21 protein-coding genes and 3 pseudogenes are annotated in these 21,718 nt (G+C 34.4%); 12 read left to right on the top strand and 12 right to left on the bottom strand.

Translation table 11 applies throughout. The annotated features are described in order from the left end of the window. The first annotated feature begins 367 nt into the window (after positions 1-367). From ACYP5M_RS24290 to ACYP5M_RS24250, 9 genes are all read left to right on the top strand, one after another. The gene (locus ACYP5M_RS24290; RefSeq protein WP_434168322.1) at positions 368-574 is read left to right on the top strand and encodes an EAL domain-containing protein; all 207 of its coding nucleotides are present in this window, start codon (positions 368-370) and stop codon (positions 572-574) included. Further along, positions 540-857: an EAL domain-containing protein gene (locus ACYP5M_RS24285; RefSeq protein ID WP_459735623.1), complete on the top strand. Its 318-nt coding sequence runs from the start codon at positions 540-542 to the stop codon at positions 855-857. The genes ACYP5M_RS24290 and ACYP5M_RS24285 overlap by 35 nt, the downstream gene beginning before the upstream one ends. Beyond that, the gene (locus tag ACYP5M_RS24280) at positions 854-1,510 is read left to right on the top strand and encodes a PIG-L deacetylase family protein (RefSeq protein WP_101225611.1); all 657 of its coding nucleotides are present in this window, start codon (positions 854-856) and stop codon (positions 1,508-1,510) included. Before ACYP5M_RS24285 ends, ACYP5M_RS24280 begins: the two co-directional genes overlap by 4 nt. Further along, positions 1,507-2,817 carry a glycosyltransferase family 4 protein gene (locus ACYP5M_RS24275; protein ID WP_459735622.1) on the top strand — a complete coding sequence of 437 codons (1,311 nt, stop codon included), beginning with the start codon at positions 1,507-1,509 and terminating at the stop codon, positions 2,815-2,817. Before ACYP5M_RS24280 ends, ACYP5M_RS24275 begins: the two co-directional genes overlap by 4 nt. 13 nt (positions 2,818-2,830) lie before the next feature. Beyond that, a complete protein-coding gene (locus tag ACYP5M_RS24270; protein WP_101225610.1) occupies positions 2,831-4,009 on the top strand; it encodes a carboxylate--amine ligase in 1,179 nt (392 codons plus the stop codon). A 30-nt stretch (positions 4,010-4,039) separates the two neighbouring features. Beyond that, complete coding sequence (locus ACYP5M_RS24265; RefSeq protein WP_459735621.1) at positions 4,040-5,113, top strand: phosphotransferase; 1,074 nt, start codon at positions 4,040-4,042, stop codon at positions 5,111-5,113. Positions 5,114-5,244: 131 nt separating this feature from the next. Beyond that, the gene (locus ACYP5M_RS24260) at positions 5,245-5,601 is read left to right on the top strand and encodes an NAD-dependent epimerase/dehydratase family protein (RefSeq protein ID WP_459735634.1); all 357 of its coding nucleotides are present in this window, start codon (positions 5,245-5,247) and stop codon (positions 5,599-5,601) included. 164 nt (positions 5,602-5,765) lie between these two features. Further along, a complete protein-coding gene (locus tag ACYP5M_RS24255; RefSeq protein ID WP_434169591.1) occupies positions 5,766-6,110 on the top strand; it encodes a GDP-mannose 4,6-dehydratase in 345 nt (114 codons plus the stop codon). Between the two features lie 46 nt (positions 6,111-6,156). After that, positions 6,157-6,732 carry an RIO1 family regulatory kinase/ATPase domain-containing protein gene (locus tag ACYP5M_RS24250; protein ID WP_434168314.1) on the top strand — a complete coding sequence of 192 codons (576 nt, stop codon included), beginning with the start codon at positions 6,157-6,159 and terminating at the stop codon, positions 6,730-6,732. Between the two features lie 23 nt (positions 6,733-6,755). On the opposite strand, the pseudogene ACYP5M_RS24245 reads toward ACYP5M_RS24250, so the two are convergent. After that, positions 6,756-7,061: pseudogene (locus ACYP5M_RS24245) on the bottom strand (chemotaxis protein CheA); the annotation flags it as partial. Positions 7,062-7,209: 148 nt separating this feature from the next. Here ACYP5M_RS24245 and ACYP5M_RS24240 point away from each other — a divergent pair. Beyond that, a pseudogene (locus ACYP5M_RS24240) lies at positions 7,210-8,226 on the top strand (tyrosine-type recombinase/integrase). A gap of 447 nt (positions 8,227-8,673) precedes the next feature. On the opposite strand, the gene ACYP5M_RS24235 reads toward ACYP5M_RS24240, so the two are convergent. The 4 genes from ACYP5M_RS24235 to ACYP5M_RS24220 all read right to left on the bottom strand — a co-directional run bounded on the left by ACYP5M_RS24235 (position 8,674) and on the right by ACYP5M_RS24220 (position 13,661). Next, positions 8,674-9,777 carry a hypothetical protein gene (locus tag ACYP5M_RS24235; RefSeq protein ID WP_459735620.1) on the bottom strand — a complete coding sequence of 368 codons (1,104 nt, stop codon included), beginning with the start codon at positions 9,775-9,777 and terminating at the stop codon, positions 8,674-8,676. Beyond that, entirely contained in the window at positions 9,767-11,407 is a 1,641-nt protein-coding gene (locus tag ACYP5M_RS24230; RefSeq protein ID WP_459735619.1) for a helicase-associated domain-containing protein, read from the bottom strand. The genes ACYP5M_RS24235 and ACYP5M_RS24230 overlap by 11 nt, the downstream gene beginning before the upstream one ends. Positions 11,408-11,419: 12 nt before the next feature. After that, entirely contained in the window at positions 11,420-11,980 is a 561-nt protein-coding gene (locus ACYP5M_RS24225) for a metal-dependent hydrolase (protein ID WP_459735618.1), read from the bottom strand. 505 nt (positions 11,981-12,485) lie between these two features. Further along, positions 12,486-13,661, bottom strand: a complete 1,176-nt coding sequence (locus ACYP5M_RS24220; protein ID WP_459735617.1) for a hypothetical protein — start codon at positions 13,659-13,661, stop codon at positions 12,486-12,488. 236 nt (positions 13,662-13,897) lie between these two features. Here ACYP5M_RS24220 and ACYP5M_RS24215 point away from each other — a divergent pair, with 236 nt between their 5' ends. Further along, positions 13,898-14,650, top strand: a complete 753-nt coding sequence (locus ACYP5M_RS24215) for a hypothetical protein (protein ID WP_459735616.1) — start codon at positions 13,898-13,900, stop codon at positions 14,648-14,650. A gap of 81 nt (positions 14,651-14,731) precedes the next feature. Then, positions 14,732-14,927, top strand: a pseudogene (locus ACYP5M_RS24210) (site-specific integrase); the annotation flags it as partial. A gap of 517 nt (positions 14,928-15,444) precedes the next feature. On the opposite strand, the gene ACYP5M_RS24205 reads toward ACYP5M_RS24210, so the two are convergent. The 7 genes from ACYP5M_RS24205 to ACYP5M_RS24175 all read right to left on the bottom strand — a co-directional run bounded on the left by ACYP5M_RS24205 (position 15,445) and on the right by ACYP5M_RS24175 (position 21,671). Next, complete coding sequence (locus ACYP5M_RS24205; protein ID WP_459735615.1) at positions 15,445-15,594, bottom strand: hypothetical protein; 150 nt, start codon at positions 15,592-15,594, stop codon at positions 15,445-15,447. A gap of 69 nt (positions 15,595-15,663) precedes the next feature. Next, positions 15,664-16,410, bottom strand: a complete 747-nt coding sequence (locus tag ACYP5M_RS24200) for a zeta toxin family protein (RefSeq protein ID WP_459735614.1) — start codon at positions 16,408-16,410, stop codon at positions 15,664-15,666. Between the two features lie 125 nt (positions 16,411-16,535). Then, the gene (locus ACYP5M_RS24195) at positions 16,536-18,794 is read right to left on the bottom strand and encodes a S8 family peptidase (protein ID WP_459735613.1); all 2,259 of its coding nucleotides are present in this window, start codon (positions 18,792-18,794) and stop codon (positions 16,536-16,538) included. A 3-nt stretch (positions 18,795-18,797) separates the two neighbouring features. After that, the gene (locus ACYP5M_RS24190) at positions 18,798-19,928 is read right to left on the bottom strand and encodes an AAA family ATPase (protein ID WP_459735612.1); all 1,131 of its coding nucleotides are present in this window, start codon (positions 19,926-19,928) and stop codon (positions 18,798-18,800) included. 437 nt (positions 19,929-20,365) lie between these two features. Beyond that, positions 20,366-20,923: a hypothetical protein gene (locus ACYP5M_RS24185; RefSeq protein ID WP_459735611.1), complete on the bottom strand. Its 558-nt coding sequence runs from the start codon at positions 20,921-20,923 to the stop codon at positions 20,366-20,368. Further along, on the bottom strand, positions 20,923-21,216 hold the full coding sequence (locus ACYP5M_RS24180) for a hypothetical protein (protein WP_459735610.1): 294 nt from the start codon (positions 21,214-21,216) through the stop codon (positions 20,923-20,925). The genes ACYP5M_RS24185 and ACYP5M_RS24180 overlap by 1 nt, the downstream gene beginning before the upstream one ends. A gap of 89 nt (positions 21,217-21,305) precedes the next feature. Next, positions 21,306-21,671, bottom strand: coding sequence for a hypothetical protein (locus tag ACYP5M_RS24175; protein WP_459735609.1), 366 nt, complete (start codon positions 21,669-21,671; stop codon positions 21,306-21,308). Positions 21,672-21,718 lie beyond the last annotated feature (47 nt).

Here is a 21,718-nt window from a genome sequence, read left to right as displayed (position 1 = left end):
TTCAACTCAATTTAAGCACTTTCTAAAAATTTTTAATCGAAATTACAAAACAATCAAAGTAATTTTATAATCATGATTATATTTGTGAAATTAGTATATCACCCGAATATGTGTTAAACAACTTAAAATTTTCAGAATTTTATATTGAATTTTACTTTACAAAAAAAGAAAAGGCCTCCCACAGTAATCTGTAGGAGGCCTTCAACCTTAAAGATATTCACATTTTAGGTGTGCAATCATTCTGAATCGTCGTTAAACCCTCTATATTCCAAGGGTTCTAGACGATGATTACATCATGCCGCCCAACTAAGAAGTGTTTTTCCCCTTATGGGTTAGCAAAACCTCTGTATCAACTTGGGTTTTAAGAATGGAGATTGTATACGTTGGAATGAAAAATAAAAATTGGGTTAGCAAAAAAGTTAGGGGACTTGAACCCAAATATTTAGAGATTGAGATTACTGAAAGTATGACTTTGGATGTTGAATCCGCTATTTCAACACTGATTGAGCTTAAAAAAATTGGTGTTATGATTAGTATCGATGATTTTGGAACGGGATATAGTTCGCTTAATTAGCTTAAACGATTCCCAGTTGATAAGCCTGAAAATTGATCAATCCTTTATGTCTGAAGGTACTCATGACTTAAAGGATCAAACCATCATCAAGACTATTATTCTAATGGCACAGTTATTAAAACTTCAAGTCATCGCTGAGGGCGTTGAAACAAACGATCAAGTAACCTTTCTGCTTCGACATGGGTGTGTCGAAGTTTTTTTACCATTGTCCATATCCACTTCGGATCAATTTCATATAATTATTAGAGTACTAATATTAAATGGAGTTGAGGGATCTGAATGAGTATGAATGTTCTAGTGATTGCCGCTCATCCCGATGATGAAATTCTTGGAAGCGGCGGAACGATAAAGAAATTAATTAATCATGGCTATAAGGTAATCACAGTGATTGCAGCCAAGGGACGTAAGGAAGAGGAGCAGCACATTCAGCCATTAATGCAGCAAGCTAACAAACACTTAGGGGTAGACGAGGTCCTATTTTTGGAATTCCCCAATCTATTGTTGGAAACAATTCCTCTTCACAAAATCGCCAAAGCGATTGAAGCTCTATTGGATAAGCATAAACCTTCTATAATTTTCACTCATCATTATGGAGATACAAACAAAGACCATCAAATTTTGTTTCAAGCAGTCATCACAGCAGCCCGGCCGTTGCCTGGAAAACAACCGATTGAGATCCTTTGTTTTGAAACGGTTTCTTCCAGTGAATGGAGCCAGCATACGAATGATAAGGAATTCAAACCCAATTATTTTGTGGATATTACAGATACCATCGATGACAAGCTACAATCTCTTCACCATTATGATATAGAAATGAGACCATTCCCTCATCCACGTTCATATGACGGAGTGAAATATTTAGCGCGGGTCAGGGGAATGACGGTTGGGGTCGAATTCGCAGAAGCTTTTGAAATCATAAGGAGGGTGTGGAAGTGACAGGAAAACATCAAAAGGACCAGCATTTTGTGCCGACTCTTTTTCCTTACCTAATCTCAGCTATGGATCAATATTATGAGATTAATGAAATATTTGAAGAAGAACAAGTGGTAGAAAGGCAGCAAATCCATTCAGCAGAAATTCAAAACAAAAAAATGAAAATATTAATCACAACGTTTTGGGAGTATCCAAGTATCGGTGGACTGCAAAACTATATCACATCACTTAAAAACGGCTTGGAAAAATTAGGTCATAGTGTCCATGTAATAGCACCAAATCATTTTCCATCTAAAGAAATGGAGGTATTACGAACTAGATATTCTGAGGAATTTACACATTTTTTTATCAATCGGTATGGCAGCTGTAATGGAAAAATTCTACACAACATTAGCAAACTATATAGTTACTATACGATGTTAAAGGATATTGACCTGGAGCAATATGATATTATCCACGCACAAGATCGATATACAGCTAATGTAATAGGGATACTAAACCGATCCCTTCAAAAACCTCTTCTTTTTACACCTCATGGATTTATGACCCACAACAGATTAAAGTTTAACTTGATGGAAAAAGGGTCGGTTGAGGAAATCTATTTTTCGGCCATTGACAGACAAGCCATTAAAAATGCTAATCAATTAATCATCGTTTGTGATGTCTTTCGCCCAATTCTAATAAATTTAGGTGCGGAGGAATCTAAAATGACCACTGTTTATACTGGAATTGATTTTGGTGGATGGAATATTCAGAAGAAAAGGAAAAAAAGCCAATCTAACATGGTGATAACTTGTGTCGCACGCCTTCGACCACGTAAAGGTCATATGTACCTATTTGAAGCCCTTGCGCTTATTAAAGACAAGCTGAGAGATGTAGAAGTCCGGATAGTAGGCGATGGTGAGATGAGAAAGCAGCTCGAGAAGCAGGTTAATGAGTTGGAATTGAAAAACGTTTCCTTTTTAGGCAGCAGAGAAGACATACCTAAATTGCTAAGTGAATCAGACATATTTATTCTGCCAACCACAAGCGATACGCTGCCAATCTCAATTATTGAGGCAATGTTTACCAAACAAGCAATTCTTACTACCAATTGTGGCGGAATCCCGGAAATTATTAAAAATAATTATTCAGGATTTATTGTTGAACCAGCTAACCCAAAGAAGCTTGCAAAAAAGTTATCGCTCTTATTACAAAAAAAATCAATTAGAAAAGAATTAGCACGCAATGCACAGGCATTTGCACTAAAACATTTAACCACTAGTAACATGGTCAAAAAGATTGAAGAAATCTATCAATCATTATTTTGAAGGAGGAAAGAGCATGCTACATGATGTTCCAGCCGTTGTTCTTGATCTAAGTGCAACCGGTATAGGGATTGTGAGGAGTTTAGCGAAAGAAGGGATAAAGGTATATGCGTTTGATACGAGCGGAAAATATGAAATCGGTAAAACTTGGTTTGCCACTTGCGGAATTTGTCCGAATCCAGTTAGTGAGGGACCAGCATTAATACTATTTCTTACTAGACTGTCGCAAAAGTTTGGACAAAAGCCAGTCCTGTATGCGGGTTCTGATGACTTTGTTCAGTTTATTTCAAAAAACAGATTTGTCCTTTCACACTACTATCGGTTTCTATTACCTAATCTCACACTAGTCGAAGCTGTATTAGATAAAAGATTAACGTATGAATTGGCCATGAAATCAAATGTGCCATGCCCCAAAACTTACGCTATAAATAATGAAGAACAATTTGAGCAAATTATCAATCAAATTACCTTCCCTTGTATATTAAAACCAGTTTATTCTTCTCATTTCCGCTCAAATATCGATCATCGTCTTTATAAGAAAGCCATTGTAGTAGAACGTCCTTCCCAATTGAGAGAAGAATACCTTTTTTATCGCCCATACGGTGAACTAATGATCCAGGAAGTCATTCCTGGTGCGGAGGATTGTATTTATTCCGTCAAGACTTTTTTTGACGAACAAATGAATTTAATTGGCTTGTGGATGAACCAAAAATTACATCAATTTCCCCCTCATTTTGGATCCACTGCTCTTGCCCTAAGTGTTAGGGATGAAGAAGTCATTCAACTTGCTACTACCTTTCTAAAAGATATTCAATTCAAAGGCTTGGCTATTGCCGAATTTAAACGGGATCCAAGAGATGGGAAACTGAAATTTATCGAAATCAATTCAAGAATAGGTTTAACTCAAGCATTATCGATTGCTTGTGGGGTTAATTTGGCTTACTTGTATTATTTATCCCTTACCGGGCAAAATCCATCACCAGTGACAGAGCAGAAAGAAGGGGTCAAATGGGTTTACTTCGTCCGTGATTTTCTTTCCTTTCGCCAAAAACAAAAAAATGGAGAAATGAGGTTCGTTGAGTGGATAAAGAGCTTATATGGAAAAAAGGTTGAGGCTCTCTTTGCTTGGAATGACCCTCTTCCATTTGTTCGGAGTTTTGTTTCCCATTTGCGAAATTTATGGGGGAGACAGTAAAAATGATAAAAGAGGGAGGGAACTTTCTATTTGAATAGTATAGAAGAAATTCTTAGCCGTTGGAAACAATTTGATTGGGAAAAAAAGCTTAAAAATGTCCTTGGTAAAAAAGTGAAATTAGTGGAAGAAAGAATAGAATGCCTCAAAAATTCACGTGAAAAGACAAGTATTTGGAAGTTGGTTCTAACTGATGGCACGGAGTTCATTCCCATTGTGCTTAAAATATACAAACTGCCACTGAAAGAAAATCATAGGTTGGAAATTAATATGTATCAAAAAGCTTATAACATTTATCACGAGATTATGCCGCGTTTGTATTGGCTTGAACCGAATGTAAATGGGAATGAAACATGGATGTTTACCGAATGTTTGAAGCCGTTACGAGGACAAATAAAATTAGCTCCAAATCATTTGGAACGAATTATCCCCACGGTGGCAAAGTTTCATGCCAAAACCTTTGATAATCAATTTGTGAGGCATGCAGATCTTTTCGACGCCTCTCTTCCCCATTTTGATTCTGAGGAGAAGGTAAAGGAAAGGACTAAAGGGGTCAAAAAAGCAATGGAAAACCTAGATTTGGCAATGAAAGATCCTAACTTAAAAGAATTGGTGGAACCAAGGTATAAAATTATCAAAAGAATATTAAAAAAAGGTCCGGTTTTTTTCCCCGAAATTACTAAATCTGGCCAGTGTCTGATCCATGGCGACCTCCATGTCCACAATATTTGCTGTGAAAATGCGAATGATGATGAGGAGAACTGGAAAGTCTCTTTGATTGATTGGGAGTCAGCGAAGCATTATCCTTGCTGGTATGATTTGGTCGTTCTAGTCGAATTATTAATAGATTTTCGCTGGGATTGGCAACAAAGGGAAGAGGAGATTCGAAGTCAATGTGTGCAAATTTATTGCCAAGAAATGCTGAAATATGGGATAACCTTCAGTGAGGATCCACTGAATCTTCTTAAAAAGGCGTATTTACAAAGAACCCTAGAAAAAAAGCTTTCTAGCCATTTGCAAAAGGTGTTGGATGGAGGAAAAAGCACTCTTCTCAAGAGATACCTTGAAAAAATTGAGGTTTGGGGAAAAGAACTTGGGTTATATTAGTGCATCGCACGAATTCATAATACTATAAAGGAGTTTTATGCATGCAAAATATTATACGGTCTTCTCATATATATAGAAATGATAGTTGTGAATCCGGATGAAGAGTACTCGTTACAGGCGGAGCTGGATTTATTGGTTCACATGTTGTCGATTTATTAATTCAATCAGGTTATGAACCGCTAGTAGTGGATAATTTACGTTCAGGTAAACGAGAAAATGTGCCTTCTCACGTTTGTTTCATTGACCTGGACATTTCTTCACCACAAATAGAAGATGTTTTTGCTCGAGAAAAACCGGATGTAGTGATCCATTTAGGGGCACAAGTGGATGTTGCCTACTCGATACAAAATCCAGTTGAGGATGCTAATCAAAATATTCTTGGAACGATTCGTTTGCTTGAATGCTGCAAAAAGTACGATGTGAAAAAATTCATACTTTCCTCATCTTGTGCAGTATACGGAGAAAAAGACGATTGTAGTATAATGTAAATATTTCCCATTCAACCTCAATCCTATTATGGTATTAGAAATGTATATTCAAATATTTAACATACTTCATAACGTACCTTTTACCATTCTAAGATATGCCAATGTTTATGGTCCCCGCCAAACTTCAAAAGGAGAAGGGGGAGTGATTTCTATTTTTTAAGAAAATCCTTAATGGGGAATCCCCCATTTTTTTTGGAGATAGAGAGCAGACAAGGGATTTTGTGTATGTGAAAGATGTTGCTTTGGCCAACGTGCTGGCCATTGAAAAAGGAACAAATGAAATCTTCAATATTGGTTGTGATTCGAAGATAAGTATTAATGAACTTTATCAGATGATTACATCACTTACCTCTATAAATATTCACTCCCTCTCTATGCCCGAACGTAAGGGAGATATTCGCTATAGCCGATTAGATAATACCAAAGCTTCTTATCTTTTGGGCTGGAATCCGGCTTATGATTTGAAAGCTGGATTAAATGAAACTTTAAAGTATTATAAAGGTTTTTAAAATTATAGGCGCATTTGAAGAAATATCGAAAAAAAGGAGATCAGAAATGAATGATTTTGAAAAAATAGCAGCCATGAAAAAAGGCGTTGTAACCGTTCAAGACCTGAGTGGTTACACAATGCTTGGAAAGGGGGCAGATGGATCCGTCTTTCAATTGCCCCCTCAGAAGTGCGTCAAAATTTTTGTTAATGAAGACACACAAAAAAAGGAATTAAATGCACTGCAAAAAGGACAATCGTCTCCAATTATTCCTAAATTATATGAATATGGTTCTAACTATATAGTGATGGAGTTTGTGAAAGGTTATAATCTTAAGCATTATTTAAAAAAAGAGAAAAAACTCTCAGAGGCAATTGTGGGGAAAATATTATCGATGCTGGATGAAATGAAAACTGTGGGTTTTACGAGACTAGATATTGAAGTTCGCCACATTTTTTTCAATGAACTAGGGGAAATAAAAATAATTGACCTTAAGAGGGCATTTAATACGGTCAGATCTGTCCCTACTAAATTGTTGACTGATTTAAAAAAGATTGGATTTTTGGAAGAGTTTTTGGAACATGTGAAAAAGCTTCGCCCATCCTTATATAAGGAATGGAAAAACTTAGTGACTGATAAATAATAAGCATGCCTCAAGCCTTCAAAATCAAGGGCATTTACAACAACCTGATCCACTTCGGAAACCTTCATGATTTTTTTCTTTATCTCTTCACTCGATTCTGTTGTTACCATGGTGACTGTAAATTGCTGATCGAACTGCTCTTCTTCCAAAAGTTCTACGGGTGGTTGCGTCTTGATTACTTCACCTGACTTTTCAAGCACCTCAAATACCATAAACACCCTTGCCGCTTTTAAAAGACAGCCCTCACGCAACCCTATCTAAATTTCGAAGCTGTTGAAGCCTTGATCTTTGGACTGCTGAAGTACTGTCCATTCAAATTCATCGTACTCTCCCGCAGTCATTTCCTCATTTTTCAAGAGCGACAGAAGCTTCAACCTGTGCAATTGAGGAAGACACGGGGGACTCCCCTTTTTCAATCAATTCAAATTCAGGACAAAAAAGGAAGCACAACTAGCAGCGAACAAACTTGAAGAATCAATTTTAAACGGTGGAGTAATTCGGGAGTCAAACATCACTTTCGAAACTTTTGCAAATGAATGGCTAGAATACTATGGAACTCAAGTAAAAGTGAGTAGTGTTAGAGCCCGTAGGATAGCTATGAAGCACCTTGTATCATCATGGGGACACCTTCCGCTACGTAAGATTACAAAGCATATGCATCAATCCCGTATCAACAATCTAAGTAAGGAATTTAGCCAAAACTATATTGACAGTATCCATACGACGGGAAATATGTTCTTCAAGCATGCTATCAGGCAAGACTTGATAAAGACAAATCCAACCTATGGTTTTGTCATGCCAAAGAAGCATGTGACTATTGGGGATATCGACGAATATGAGGTTAAGGAAACGTTTCTTGAGTTAAATGAACTGAAAACCTTTCTACGTATCACAAAAGAACAAGGATTAAATCTAGACTATCTATGTTTTGCTACTTTGGCATATACCGGTATGCGCTTAGGCGAAATGTTAGCATTAAAATGGACAGACCTGGACCTTACTAAGAAAACTATAAGAATCACCAAAACATACTATAATCCAAATAACAAAAGTACAGGTTATCAACTCCTAACCCCAAAAACAAAAAAGTCAATCCGCACAATCATGATTGACGATGGACTTGTCGCATTATTCAAAGCACACAAGCGTGAGCAGATGGAATTAAAAATGAAACAACGGTTAGTATATGAGGATTAAGATTTCATTTTTGCAGAAAACACCCGTCATCCAAGGGTTATGAAACAAATGGTATTGCGTTTACATCGTTTACGTTTAATGAAGCATTTGGATGTAGACAAGCATATTACACCCCATAGCTTTAGACATACTCATACATCCCTTCTCATTGAAGCTGGGGCAGGCGTAAAAGAGATTCAAGAAAGATTAGGGCATTCAGACATCAACACGACGATGAATATTTACGCTCATATGACAAAAAATATCGAAGAAAAGACCTCCCATAAGTTCAGTGAACTTACGAAAGGTCTTCTCTAATTGGTGAAGTAAATTTGTTTCAAAAACTGAAAGTTAGCAAAAAGTTAGCATTTCACTAATCTCCACCTTACAAACCCCTATATACCAAGGGTTCTAGGCGATGATTACATCATGCCGCCCATAAGTCCTCCGCTTTGTAACATTTTTAACGTAAGTTAATATAAGTTTATTATTCCGCGCCATATAACCTTTTTATAGGATTATTATTGTAACATCTTTAACGCTAATAAGCGGCTTATCACGGGGTTATGTTACCCTTTTGTTACCCCATTTTAAATCGGGCCCACCTTGAGTAATAAACGTTATAAACAGCCTACAAAAACGTACAGACTAAAAAATTCTGTGCGTTTTTTAATCATTTTTAAATTCTTCCTCAACTAATACTTTCGTTAACTCAATAAAAAAAAAGAGAAAACCACAATGTATCATTAAATTACTTTACTGTATTTATTTGATCAAAACCCTAAGATCATATTCCACTACATCAGGAATGTTTGAGGTCATAGCTACTAACGTTTGGTAAAACTCCTGTGCTTTCTCATTTTTCTTTACGCGATCTAACTCTATATTAAAGACTAAAAAATAGTCAGAATCCTTTAGTGAACAATACGGCACTAGCTCGAAAAGAACAAACGGTTCGTAATGATAAGGAACAAAAACTTCAAATGAGGCTGATACTAAAATCATTTCTTCGGTCCATAATGGATGAAATTCCTTTTTTGTAAGAAACCAGCTTTCAGGGGTCAACTGTACATATGTTTTCTCTTGATCTTTGTGAACCCGGATAAGCCCTAATTGTTTTACTTGATTATATTCGATTGACGTATTGGAAATAACAGTCATATCCACCCACTCATTGGGTTGTTTTTGATAGCCTGAAATCTTTTGTAAAAATACCCACTCACGATTTCGAAGCTGTGTGTCATAAACCGTCATTAATTGTCTACTTATTTGATCATTCTTCAGTGTGGTAAAGGCTGTAGAGTTTAGTTCGTACAAATCTTTTTTTTTTGAGATTAAACCTGTTTTAACTAGGGTATTTATTTGTTCCCAGGCTGTTTCATTATTCATACATAATTCTTTTAATAGGTTACTAAAGTTACGATCATTCTTTCGCCTTGTTAGCTTAATCGATTTCATACGTTCAAAATACAATAGTACCAACAAAAAATTCAACAAGAAGCTATGAACAACTTCCTCACTTTTTGAAGGAAAAGTATTTACATACATCGACCTTGACCACTGGCAAATTCTCCTTTTAAAATCTTCGGGAAGTTCCCCTTCAACGATCATGCCGTAATCACTTAATTCTTTTTTTTGACGGATATCCAGCGGCTGTTGCGTATGAGCATGTAACACTAAACCTTTTATTGTCGCAAGACTAAACTGTGTAATTACTCGTTGAAACTTTTTAACATCTTCATAACATTTAGCGATAGAATCTGAAAGCCAAGATTTCTTTATATTGTTAAATGGAGGCAATCCAAGTTTTTGGTATATGAAATTTAATTCCTCTTCGCTTAATTTAATAAGAGCTTCTTTATGATTCAAAGAATTCCCCCCTTTCCATCAATTCATCAAACGTAAGAATCCTATACCGGAATCCTAAATTAATGAGACTTTTTCTTCTTTCTACATAATATTTTTCTTCGTCTGTATTTTGTGAAACAAGCGAATATAAAGTAGCTCTTCTTTTCCCCTCTTCTGCTTGTATTAATTTTCCTAATCTAAGGTATTCTTCCCTTTCTGACCCTTGCTGGTAGGATAACGCGATCATGACATCGATCGACTGTAGATTCATATTTTCTATTAAGCTCCACGAAGCAAGTAGCTTATCTATCTCTTTATTGTTAAATTTGCGAATGAACACTTGTCGTTGATCTTCATTTAAATGACTTGATAATTTAGCTATTTGGAAATGTTCGCTACAGGTTTGAGTCACCTCGTTAAAGTAGGACACTAGTAACACACGATTCGTGACTTCCTTTTTTAATATTATGGAAGCAGTTTTGTATTTACGACTATTAGTCGAATCAGCATTTACCTTGTTTTTGGGATTTCTCGCTAAATAGTCAAACCATTCATCTTGAGGCAACGGAACTTTTACCTCTATACAATTAACCGGTACCTGATAGTTCCTATTTACAAGTGATGGGTAAGATATTTCATACCATCTAGGTCCAACCAGGGCATACACAAGAATGCCATTCTCATCAGATCTTGCGAGAGTTGCAGCTAAGGCCAATTTATTCGTAGCTCGAATGTCAGCGGTTAACTCATGAGTTGGAGTGGGAAGGTTATGTGCTTCATCATAAATAATAAAACCAAAACCTTCTAACTCATCAATATGCCTCGATAATGTTTCATAGGTACCAATTGTTATTGGTTTTAAGTCGGTTCCCGATCTTTCAAATATTGTTATGTTTTGTTCCGATAAATCAGTTGATTCAATGATTTCCTTGTACCATTTTTCTACTTTATATTTATCTTTCGTAATAATTAGTGTCGATGTTTTCAGCTCTTCAATCAATTTCAAACCTATGAACATCTTCCCGGAATTTGGTGGCATAATGATTGTCCCGCCACCTCCAGCTTGATGATTAAAAGTCAGGTATTCATTCACAGCTTGAAGCTGGTAATCATAAAACGGTCCAAATGTACATTTTAACTCTAAGGGATCGCCGAATTTATAGATAATATCTTTAACAAACAAATTGTTTTTAAATAAGATTTTTTTGATCTCGGTCCGATACCTAGCTTTAAAAACAAGATTTGTAGGATCCGGGTTGTCGATGATTTTGGTCTTTATTGATTGAATTTCTTTAATAGTTTCGATTAATTCCTTGGTTCTTGCCGTCAACATTAAATGATCTTCCTTTATTGAAAACTCTAAAGCACCAAAATGATCCATATTTTTTTTAATATCCATTTTAAGTGATTCTGGTATTGAGTTCTGCGAATGTTTTTCAAGAAAATCAATGATATGATCGGCTTGAATGTGTTTAGCTTTTGCTGTCCATAACGCATACGGAGATAAATTGAAGGTATGGACTTGTTCAGGTGCTTGAATAAAATCTGCAAATTCATTTAATTGTTGACTTACCTCTCCTTTCTCATCTAAAGCTTCCATTACATACACATTTCTAGTTGATGAATGAACGACTATAGGTTTCGAATACATTCCATCACTTCCTTAAAACGATGTAAGTAACTTTAACAGCTCCACCAGCACTCGAATGGTTGACACAATAAGATCTGAGGTAGATTGAATCAATGAAATATGTAAATTGGCAAAAATAAATACCAAATAGAGTAAGAGAAGAGTAAAAATGAGGAATAAGATGTCTTCAGTCAAACTTCCTGTTTTATAAGAAATTGGAAGCTTGATACGATTATTGTTGAATGGGGTAAAAATAGGAATACTACGGACAGAAAAAAAGTCACCAATTAGATGAAAGAGATACCCCATTGAGATTCCTATGGTTAAAGGAGAGGGAAAAATAAGACAAACCATCGAAACTACAAGCCACGCGAACATACCATGAGTAATTCCACGGTGACCATACTTTTGTTTTACAAACACAGCAATACCAAATGACCTACGACCGATAAACGACTTTGGCTCATCGATATCAGGTAATAGGCTTCCAAGACTAATACCAGCTACATACCCAATATGAAATGGATAGTTAAAAAGAATGGATAAACCAGCACCAAGTGTTAACGAGCTTACGATGTGTGTTTTATAACGCAAGAAAACCAAGCCCCATTTATGTTTTTATTAAATAGGTATGCCTGGATATTTATGAATATTACTATTTCCTTATTCATGACCTAATATTGCAAACCTTAAAGAAAAAATGTTATTGAAAAACAGAGAAAAATGACATCTGAATAGACGTTGATCACGGATCATTTTTTAAGTAGTTTTGCTTGCTTTGTATCCACACCGATATTATTCAGCGATTTCAACCTTTAGTTTAAGTACTATGTTTTCACAAACTTACTTGTTAATCGAACAAGAAAAAAGGCAATGCCTTGTTAAAGCATCGCCCCCTGTAGTTTAAGTACTCTTATCAAGCAACTGGTACTAGTAATGGTTCTAGGTAATCATTCTAATTGAAATCTGCTCTATGATGTACATTCTGCTCTATGATGTACATATGGTATTTTACAATTATTTCTCTTTCAAATTCGGTTTCTTTCACTAATAAATCTATATTTTTCGATTTATCATCCCATTAATGAAATCTATTGTGTCATCTTTCTATTCTATACTTAAGCGATTTAGGATGCATATCACGTCCTAAAAAGAAATAAATCTTTGCTTCAGATCGAGGTCGTGGTCTTCTGAACAGCTTTTTATGTTCTTTCTTTAACCCACTTTCAATAAAGTCATCAAAAATATTACTAAATTTTGCCCGTGATTCCAATACTTTGAATTCCCTAGTCATACCGTCCTGAAAAAATCTTAAAATGTATCTATAAAAACAATAAACCACACTTAGTTCACGGATTTCGATGTATTTTCCTAACCTTCTATTTTCTCCTGTTAATCCCGATAAATTCCCTATTTCGCTTTCTGTGTGAATTTTTTTATTCGTTACTTCACTCAACAAATTTTCTCCTGCAAGGTAAAAATTATAAACATCATCTCCAATATCTAAAGACATACTCCTTCTGAAATTTTTTTCTATCTTTTTAACCTTGTCTTCCCAGTCTTCACTCGTATATAAAATTTCCACCTTTTTCATCCTTCTAGCAAAATAATCGTTTATTCTCAATAGATGAAACCTTAAATGAAATTCATTATAAATGTTATTCCATAAGTAGTTTAACTCTCGTAGAATTGTTCCTGCTGCTACGGCTGGGCAAAAATCATTTAATTTATATTTATACTGTGGTATAGGCATTCCCAAATTGTAAGCAATTTCTTTGGCTTCATCATGTGTTCTTATGAAAGAGTTATCCAACTCGTAAGTTTTAAATATACCTATATTTTTAACTCCCTGACTGTAACCAAAGTTAATCAATTCATCTTCTTCCTTTGGACTCAAGGAGACATTCGTTACTCCAATCCATGTAAAATCTTTTGTTTTTAAATTTTCTTCTGCATACTTTTTAGCATTTCTAATACTATCTTGTAAAAGATTTATTCCAGTTTTTTTATTCGAACTCGTCTTCATTGAAAAAAGCACCCATCCATTTTCAGCTGATAATCTCGAGTCTAATTTTAATATTTCTGAAGGATTATTAGGTTTCCAATAACCATCAATTGCAGGGTAGTTTGAAGAAGTTATTTTATAAGTCGGTATAAGAGTCATTATTAGTTTTGAAGCAAGCCTTTCAAAAGGCAACTTCTGTTTAATGCTTAAATACATTGTTATCATTTCTATATGTTCATCTAAAGTAAGCCACTGCTCTTCTATATTCATAATATGAAGCACCTCTATTATCAAAATGAAAATTCTAATTTAAAAAATCTTTAATAATCTGATTATTAATCATATAATTTAGTATCACACTTACTCCTGACATGGAAACCCAGCTTTGCTAATTAATCAAGAATGCTTATTTTTTTAATTCTCACACTTTTTATTTTAAGCTAATATTCATATTGATACAAAGTTAATGTTACTTTATTTACCAGTTACTTAATGAACAAAAGGGGATGAAAGTCATTAGTCAGAATTTTAACGAGTATATGCTAGAACTTATTTATTCGGTGTATAGAACCTATGTTGACAGAAAAGGTGAAAAAGAAATAATAAAGAATAAACCTGGGAAAGTAGTACGAGGGACTATCCCTTCTGTTTCAAGTACCTTTGAAAATGGAATCGGCATTCTCCTTCATAACATTCTTGTGTCAGATTACCAAATTCTCGTAGATTATCCAATCCGGCTAAGAGATGGTGGGAGCATGACTCCTGACATTATTGTAATACGGAACGGAAGAGTTGAACTTTTACTTGAGCTTAAAAACGATTTGGGTTATGAAAAAAATGATTGGAGAAAAAAACAAATAGAACGAATAAATAGGTTAAATGATACAGAGACTATTACTTATCAAGAATTTGATTCCAAAACAAGACTAAAAAAAGTTAAAGAATTAACCGTTCCTAGGAATGTTCCATACGGGACCATTATTTTGTGCCAAGCAAACGGAAGGAAAAGAATTTTAGAGGTTATTAAGGAATATACAGATGCCAATTGCCGCGGGGATAAAGTTCCTTACTTTGTACTTATGAAAGATAAAGTTATACATGCTAACCATATTACGTTCGAAGATGAATTAAATTCTTATCTAGAGAATGTAGTTTCCACTGAGGTTACTAGTGACTGGGAACGCTTAGAAAGATATTTATCAACCCATTTATTATTTAAACAAGGAATTTTTTTGTTTAATGATGAATGCACGATTTAATTAATAATAGAAGGATATCGTTAAAGTTACAAGTAATTTTCTGGTGGTTTGACTTTTTATAGGCATGACTTAGATGACAATAAAGTTGTTCTCACTTGTGATGACGGTTCCCCACTCCGCTTGGCTTATCTAAATGAAAAGCTTGATATAGTGATTTAAAACACAACCTCCATAGAATAACCTTTCATGGATTACGTCATACACATATACACATACTTCCCTTTTATTTGAAGCTGGTGCAAGTATAAAAGAGGTTCAAGGGCGGTTAGGTCACTCTGCCCAAGTCCATGGGTCTGAAACCTTATGATTATTAGACACATTATATTTCGTAGAATCTATAGTCATTATTATAATATTCAATCCCTACAAAATCTGGTAGGTAACAATGTAACAATTGCTACATATATCGGGAGCAATATTGTTCTTTAATTGATCAAAAAAAAAAAAAAAAAACCTAGACATCTAGCCAAGGTTGAAAAACAAATAATTAATGTATGAGAACTGTGTGTGCACGACTTTTTACGTTCTTTTTTGTGCTAAATTAATTATGAAAGAACACGGAACAAAACAATCATTTTTATAGCAAGCTTTTCTCTACTTTTACTAACTAAGAATGCAATGAAATAATTTACCGTTTTATATGTTCTGTGGTCAAAAATCCTTGAAAGATATATCAATAATTTTAAAGAAAGATAAAAAAGAACTAACTGCAATACAGAAGTACATCTGTATGTGTAGTTAGTCCGCTTATATTCTTAACCTCTTTAGAGATTTCAATTTTTATAAGTTATTTTCTACTGCTTGCCTTTTTTTAAAGATGCTGCTTGCAACATAGATTGTTGCTTCTGATTCATTTCAATAACACGATTATGGTTGGCGACGACTTTTTCATAATACTCTCTACCGTTTTCTTTTAAATGTTGTTTCAAAAATTTCATTGTCATATTATTCGCCTCCTTAAATATATAATATCATAAAATAACGGGGATTGGATGTTCCAACTTTATTAGAAATTAAATATTCAATCCCAATTCCGCCTTACTGTAAAATTGCTCTAGTCTCTTTTCATCATAAACATTGATTTTTCCTTCTTCAGTTTTCTCAATTATTTCAATCGGTTCTATTCCGCTTGTATCATATAAAGTGTATTCATGTACCATTTCTTTTATGGCTACAAATGTTTTGGGAACTTCTCTGTGGCTTTCTTCAATAATCCCATCAGGAACTCTTCGGCCAGTTTCTAGGAACCTTACTTCAGCACGCTCTTTCGCAATCTCAATTGGTACATCTACAACGGTTACAGTAATATTATATTCATTTTCAATTAGATATTCGACAAGTCTTTTATACTTATTCAAATTTTTCATTGTACCATCGTATATAAGATTCTTTTTTTCTTGAATACACCTTTTCAACAGAGCTTCTGCGATATCACTACTCTCATCATGAACATAAAAAGCCGCAGTTTCCTCATTGTATTTTTTTACATTTTCGTAATCCGGAATAAGGAGCTTTATTTCATCGCAGTCAATACAGACTAGAGGAATATGATTCATTTCGTATGCTTTAATCCAAAATTTAGTTAAGGTACTTTTACCAGAAGCGCTTCCCCCACCAAGTAAGATTGCTTGAGGTGGTTCTTTTGTATTCTGTGCAGTATTGAAGAAATAATCAATAATTGTTTTATGTACGTCTTTACGTTCTTTTGTATAATCATCATCAATACAGTAAGCATCTTTGGTTGTTTTTATATGGTTCAAATATGTTCCCCCTTTTCACATTGATTTCCCTTCATTGACCTCAGTACTAATGAAGGGTGAATAAAAAAACCAAACAGTTAAACTCATTCATAAACCAATCTAGAATTACGTTTAAAAGTTTTTTATCAACCAAGTATTGGACGTATTCTATTATTCGCTTGAAGTTCAGAATAACTGAAACGCTGCTGAAGTTGCTGTGCAACATCATTATAAACCTCTTTTAGATTTTGAGGGTCCGTCATTGTAACAATTAATGCAAAATCTTGTGGTTCTAGAATCTCCTCACTTCTTCCAGAAAGTGTTAACTTAAGCTTCCAAGGAAAATTATTTATACCTCTTTTGCTTATCTTTCTATGGTAAACCTTAATAGGGGCCCACTTCATACCGTTCTCAATAAGTTCCCTTTCTAATGAGCCCATTCTTTCTAAAGGTACTTCTCCTGAATATCCATTTGGTTTATTAGTTCCTAAACTTACTTCAATATTCGATCTACAGTATTCAAAAGAATAGTCACTATTTAATGGTGGATTATATACTAATGTAATAAAGATTTCTCCAAAACATTTATCCCCCTCAGTTAAAACTGAAGGAAATGGAAAATCTGTAATTTCTACATACATAGAAGGGTTAATAGTACCTTCAAAAATAATAGTTGATGAGTGTTTAGTACATTCCAGGATTGATTTTAGACTCTGAGGCTGTCCGAAACCTAAGTATGTTCTCTCCTCTTTCTCAGGTCTCTTATTAATACGTTTATCTATAGCAGAATGAATTAACAAGGCTTTTGCTAAACACCTACTTGGACGATAACCTAAGTAATGGTGTATCTTCGAAAGCAATGAAGAAACTCGAGGCGTAGCAAAACTTGTTCCGACGTCTTTAATAAATTGCCCATCCTCACTAAATGACACGACACCGTTATAATGAAAAGGTGAGGAAGTAATATTACCACCGAAGTCTACCAAATCGGGCTTGGTAATATAATTTGGTCCCGGTCCTCTTCTACTAAATGGTGAAGGACAGTACATCTCCGATAAATCTGAATTTAAATGTGAAATCGACCCAACAGTAATAGCCCTAACTGAATCTGCAGGCGATGTAATAACATCATTATAGTTAGTACTATTGTTCACAGGCCATGATCTAGGAGGGTGCCCTTTATAATTACCCGCCGAAATAACAAAGGTTACATCATTTTCATCTTGTATTTCATCAAGAGCTACTGCTAAATCACTGAACCCTTGCTCATTACATATATTATCAGAATTCAAAGATAAATTCCATACTTTTACTTTTCCACTATATTTAGGAATGACTTCTTTGAGTATTTCTATTAATCTTTCCTCATCTAAGGTCCCTATAGGTCCGTAACTGGGCTCAGAATTAGGAATTGCTGTGACATCAATTATTTTAACTCCATCATAAACATCTTCATGAAAAGTGAGTCTATCGCTATATGTGATAATTCCCGAGACAAAGGAGCCGTGATTACAATTCTTCTGTTCTGGTGTTACATAATTCTCTCTATGTGCAACCCATTCCTTAAGAAAAATATTATCTTCTCTAATACCACTATCCACTACTCCAACATATGGATATTCAACCTCAGGCTCTGGGGAAAAAACAGGTATTTCAGCCTCAACTAATTCATTTTGCAAATTATGTTGCTGATTTGTTTCAATCGTTGGAAAATAAGATAAACTTTTTATTCCTCCAAAATTAGTTATATCCTTTAACTTGCTACGATCTTTTATTTCCACTTTATACACAGTGAGATGTTTAGCATAATGGACTTTTTTTTCAATACTTGCACCATTCTTTATAAGATGGTTTTCAAATTCTTTCTCTACTTCAATATTTGTTTTTTCGTTAAAAAACTTAAAAAGTTTAATTTTCACAAAACCTAACTCTTCTTGTTCTATATATTCTTTAACTTCAATCTCCAATGCATCCTCAGGTAAGAAGGGTTTTATATTTTCAAGAGTAGAAATATTTGCTTCTATAGTTTTAGCTTGAGAAGTCAATATTTTTTGCTTTAAGTCATCCAATCGTCGTGAATTTACCTCAACAAACAATTCATCTGAATTTCCTACACCAATAATGGGGCAAGTAGAGCTAGAAAACAAACTTGTCGGTCTGTGACTTTTCGCAATCGCATCAGTACGTAGAGTTACTTTTGCTACCCCTGGTGTATTAGGATTTTCTTTAAAACGTTGTTCAAACAAACTTTCAACATCTGCGATTTGACTGGATAGTCCCCTCCTTAGATCAGGAGTTACATCACGAAAAATCTTTTTATCTCCACCATTTGCCTGATTAGGTTTAATATCTTCTTTTCTTAAACTAACTAATTTAATTGGATAAGCAAAATCTTCTCTTTCCAAACATTACTCCCCCTTATTATTAATCAACCTTGATATAGTTGCTTTAGAAACACCGAACATTTGTGAAAGAATACTATATGTAAAATATTTAGGGTCTAATTCACGAATATATTTTACTCTCTTTTCCAAATTATTTCTACTTATATCCAATTCTCTTTGGCTAGAATCAGTTAAAAATGCTTCATCAAAGAAGAAAGTAAGGAAATCATTAGTTTTTATTTGTCTAGTGTCATTTAAGACAGCTTCTCTCTTTACATTCAAACATAATTTTTTAATTGAATCACCTGATAGTCCATTAAAAACTCTAGCTAAAAGACCCACATCAAAACCATTGAAATCTCTCAACGAGTCTTTAATTAAATCCTTACGTGAATTAAGATCAGGATATGTAATGAGTAATTTTAAAAAGAACCTTCTCCATACTGCTGGATCTAATAACTGTTCATGATTGGTTGCCGCAATTAAAATACTCCCATTCTCCATAAAATCTATATTTTGTAATAGACTATTAACTACACGCTTTAGTTCTCCGAGTTCCTGTTTATCGTCTCTTACCTTTGCAACAGCATCAAATTCGTCGAAGAACAAGATGCAGGGGTTATTATGTGCATACTCAAAAACACTTCTAATATTCTTAGCTGTACTCCCTAAAAAAGATGATATTAGACTATCTAAACGTACTATTATGAGCGGCATATTAAGGATACTTGATAAATTTTTAGCTAACAAAGTCTTTCCACAACCAGGGGGACCATACAACAGCATAGTATTTGGTGGTTCCATCCCTTCACTGGCTAACTTGTCCTTACTCTTATAATATTGAACGAACTTATCTATATTCTTTTGTACATCTAAATTTAATTTTACACTTTCTTGAATTTCATATGGTTGTATAATTTCACCAAGATGATAATTAGATTCTTGATCAAATGGAAGCTTCATAATGGTTGCAGAAGCTGCGCTGGTTGCACCAATAGAATTGGAAGAAAGAAGCTTTGTAATTTTTTCTGCTACTTTAATTTCCCCTTCACTTTCTAGCTGTTCAGATAATTTTCTTGCATATCCCACTACCCTATTAGTATCTAACTTTAATGATGCATCAATAATTTTTATCATTTCAAACCCATGCTTCATAAAAGACCTCCGTTCTTACCTGATTTTACCGTGACAAAATCAGCTAATCAAGAAACAAGATAATATATAATGAAAAAAAACCTGATATTTTGAAAAATATCAGGTTTTTTAAAAATAAAACAAAAAACATATTAATAATAATTAATTTTTAGGTAATGAAATACAAAAGAACCACCTCATTTTAGGTAGCTCCTGTCTAATTGTTATTTATTGATTCTCTCAATTTTCTTCTAATATTTCTGCATATTGGGGTAACAACATTATTACTACTCGTTTTTATATTAAATTAATCAAGCTATAAGATATTTCATCCCTATTTGAATTAGGGGTTTTTATTAAGGGAGTCGGATTGTAAAAAATGTACTCCAATGGGTAGCAAGAGTAAAAGAAAGGGACTAGTTGTTAGTCTCTTTCTTCCTGGTTAGAAAATAAAAATATTATCCTTTTACTCTGCGCTCCCATGTGTAGTTGAATACTCCATCTAGCCATTGTTTTTTTGCCTCTTCATCTGGCTCCACCTGCATTATCATTACATAGTCTTTAATCATTTGGCTAATTTGAATATACTTATCATCATACCCATACCATGCTTGGATCAACTGCTCTGAATATACCCCAACAATATTTTTACAGAATTCCTCAAAAGCTTGTAAAAATCCATATATTTCACCTAAGCGTTTATGTCCAAGACCTGCCTGTTTTTGCCTCCCATTTACAATATCGAGTTTATAAAATGCTATCACTTTGTCATATTCCAGTAGTTGAAGCAAAAAAGTACTGACAATTTCATCCGATGCCTTAACTCTTTCTGTAAATTCGTTGTCTGTCTCGATGTAAGTATATTTTGGACATGAATCAACCAGCTTTTTACACTGCCCAGTATCGTTATCTGCGTATGCTTTTATAAACTTTTTGAACCTCTCGTGCGGGCTTAGTTTTGGATAAGTGATAATTTTCATTTTTTTTAAAGAGTTCATATTGGTCTTAATGCTCATTAATCCCTCCCCTCCAGTTCTGCAACAACTTCCTTAAGATGGTCTATTTCCTCCTGCAATTCCCCCATTTCCATGCTTTTTAAAGTAGTATTTGTAAGTGCGTTTATAGCCTTTGCCCTCTCGTTAGTCATCTCACCATTCATTAACAGATAATTGATGACCCTTGACAACATTCTCCTTACATCTTGTGGCTTATTTAACCTTACTTCGTTTTTATATAGACCCATCTTCATATACCTCCTAAAAACCTTTATTGTCAGGCTTTTAAGCCGTTTTATTAATACGATTTTCACTAAACTTCAATACCCCTATAACAAAGCTTCTCAACGGTTATCTTCCATTATTTATTTAAGCCTAGCAGTTACATACGCTAAGTAATTTCTCACTTTAACAAGGACATAATCAGATGTATTTCCTCTAGCGATAACTTTTGTAATCTGTTCTCGATCTTGATAGTGAGTTTTTCTCTCCACGCTTCCCATCCGTCTTCTATGTGCTCAACATAGATGCTGCAAAACTTGCTTAAAGTAACAGTGTACACTTCACCCGGAATACCAATCATAAAACCTGTTTGTTTAGCTTTGTTATCCCTCTCAAGAACGGCTAATATCTCCTGCTTATAATCTCCTATACTGGCAGTAATTGAATCGGGGAGATATACACCTTTTTTAATACGAATATGATCACCAACTGATAACTGGGCACCCAACCGCTCAACTGATTGGATAATGCTTACTGTGTCCATCATATAATTAAGTCCTCATCATTATTTTCTAATCTTGAATTTTCACCCAC

The sequence above is a fragment of the Peribacillus sp. N1 genome, from assembly GCF_054600815.1.
The sequence above is the reverse complement of the archived record's forward strand: the minus strand, read 5'-3'. Positions and strand labels throughout refer to the sequence as shown.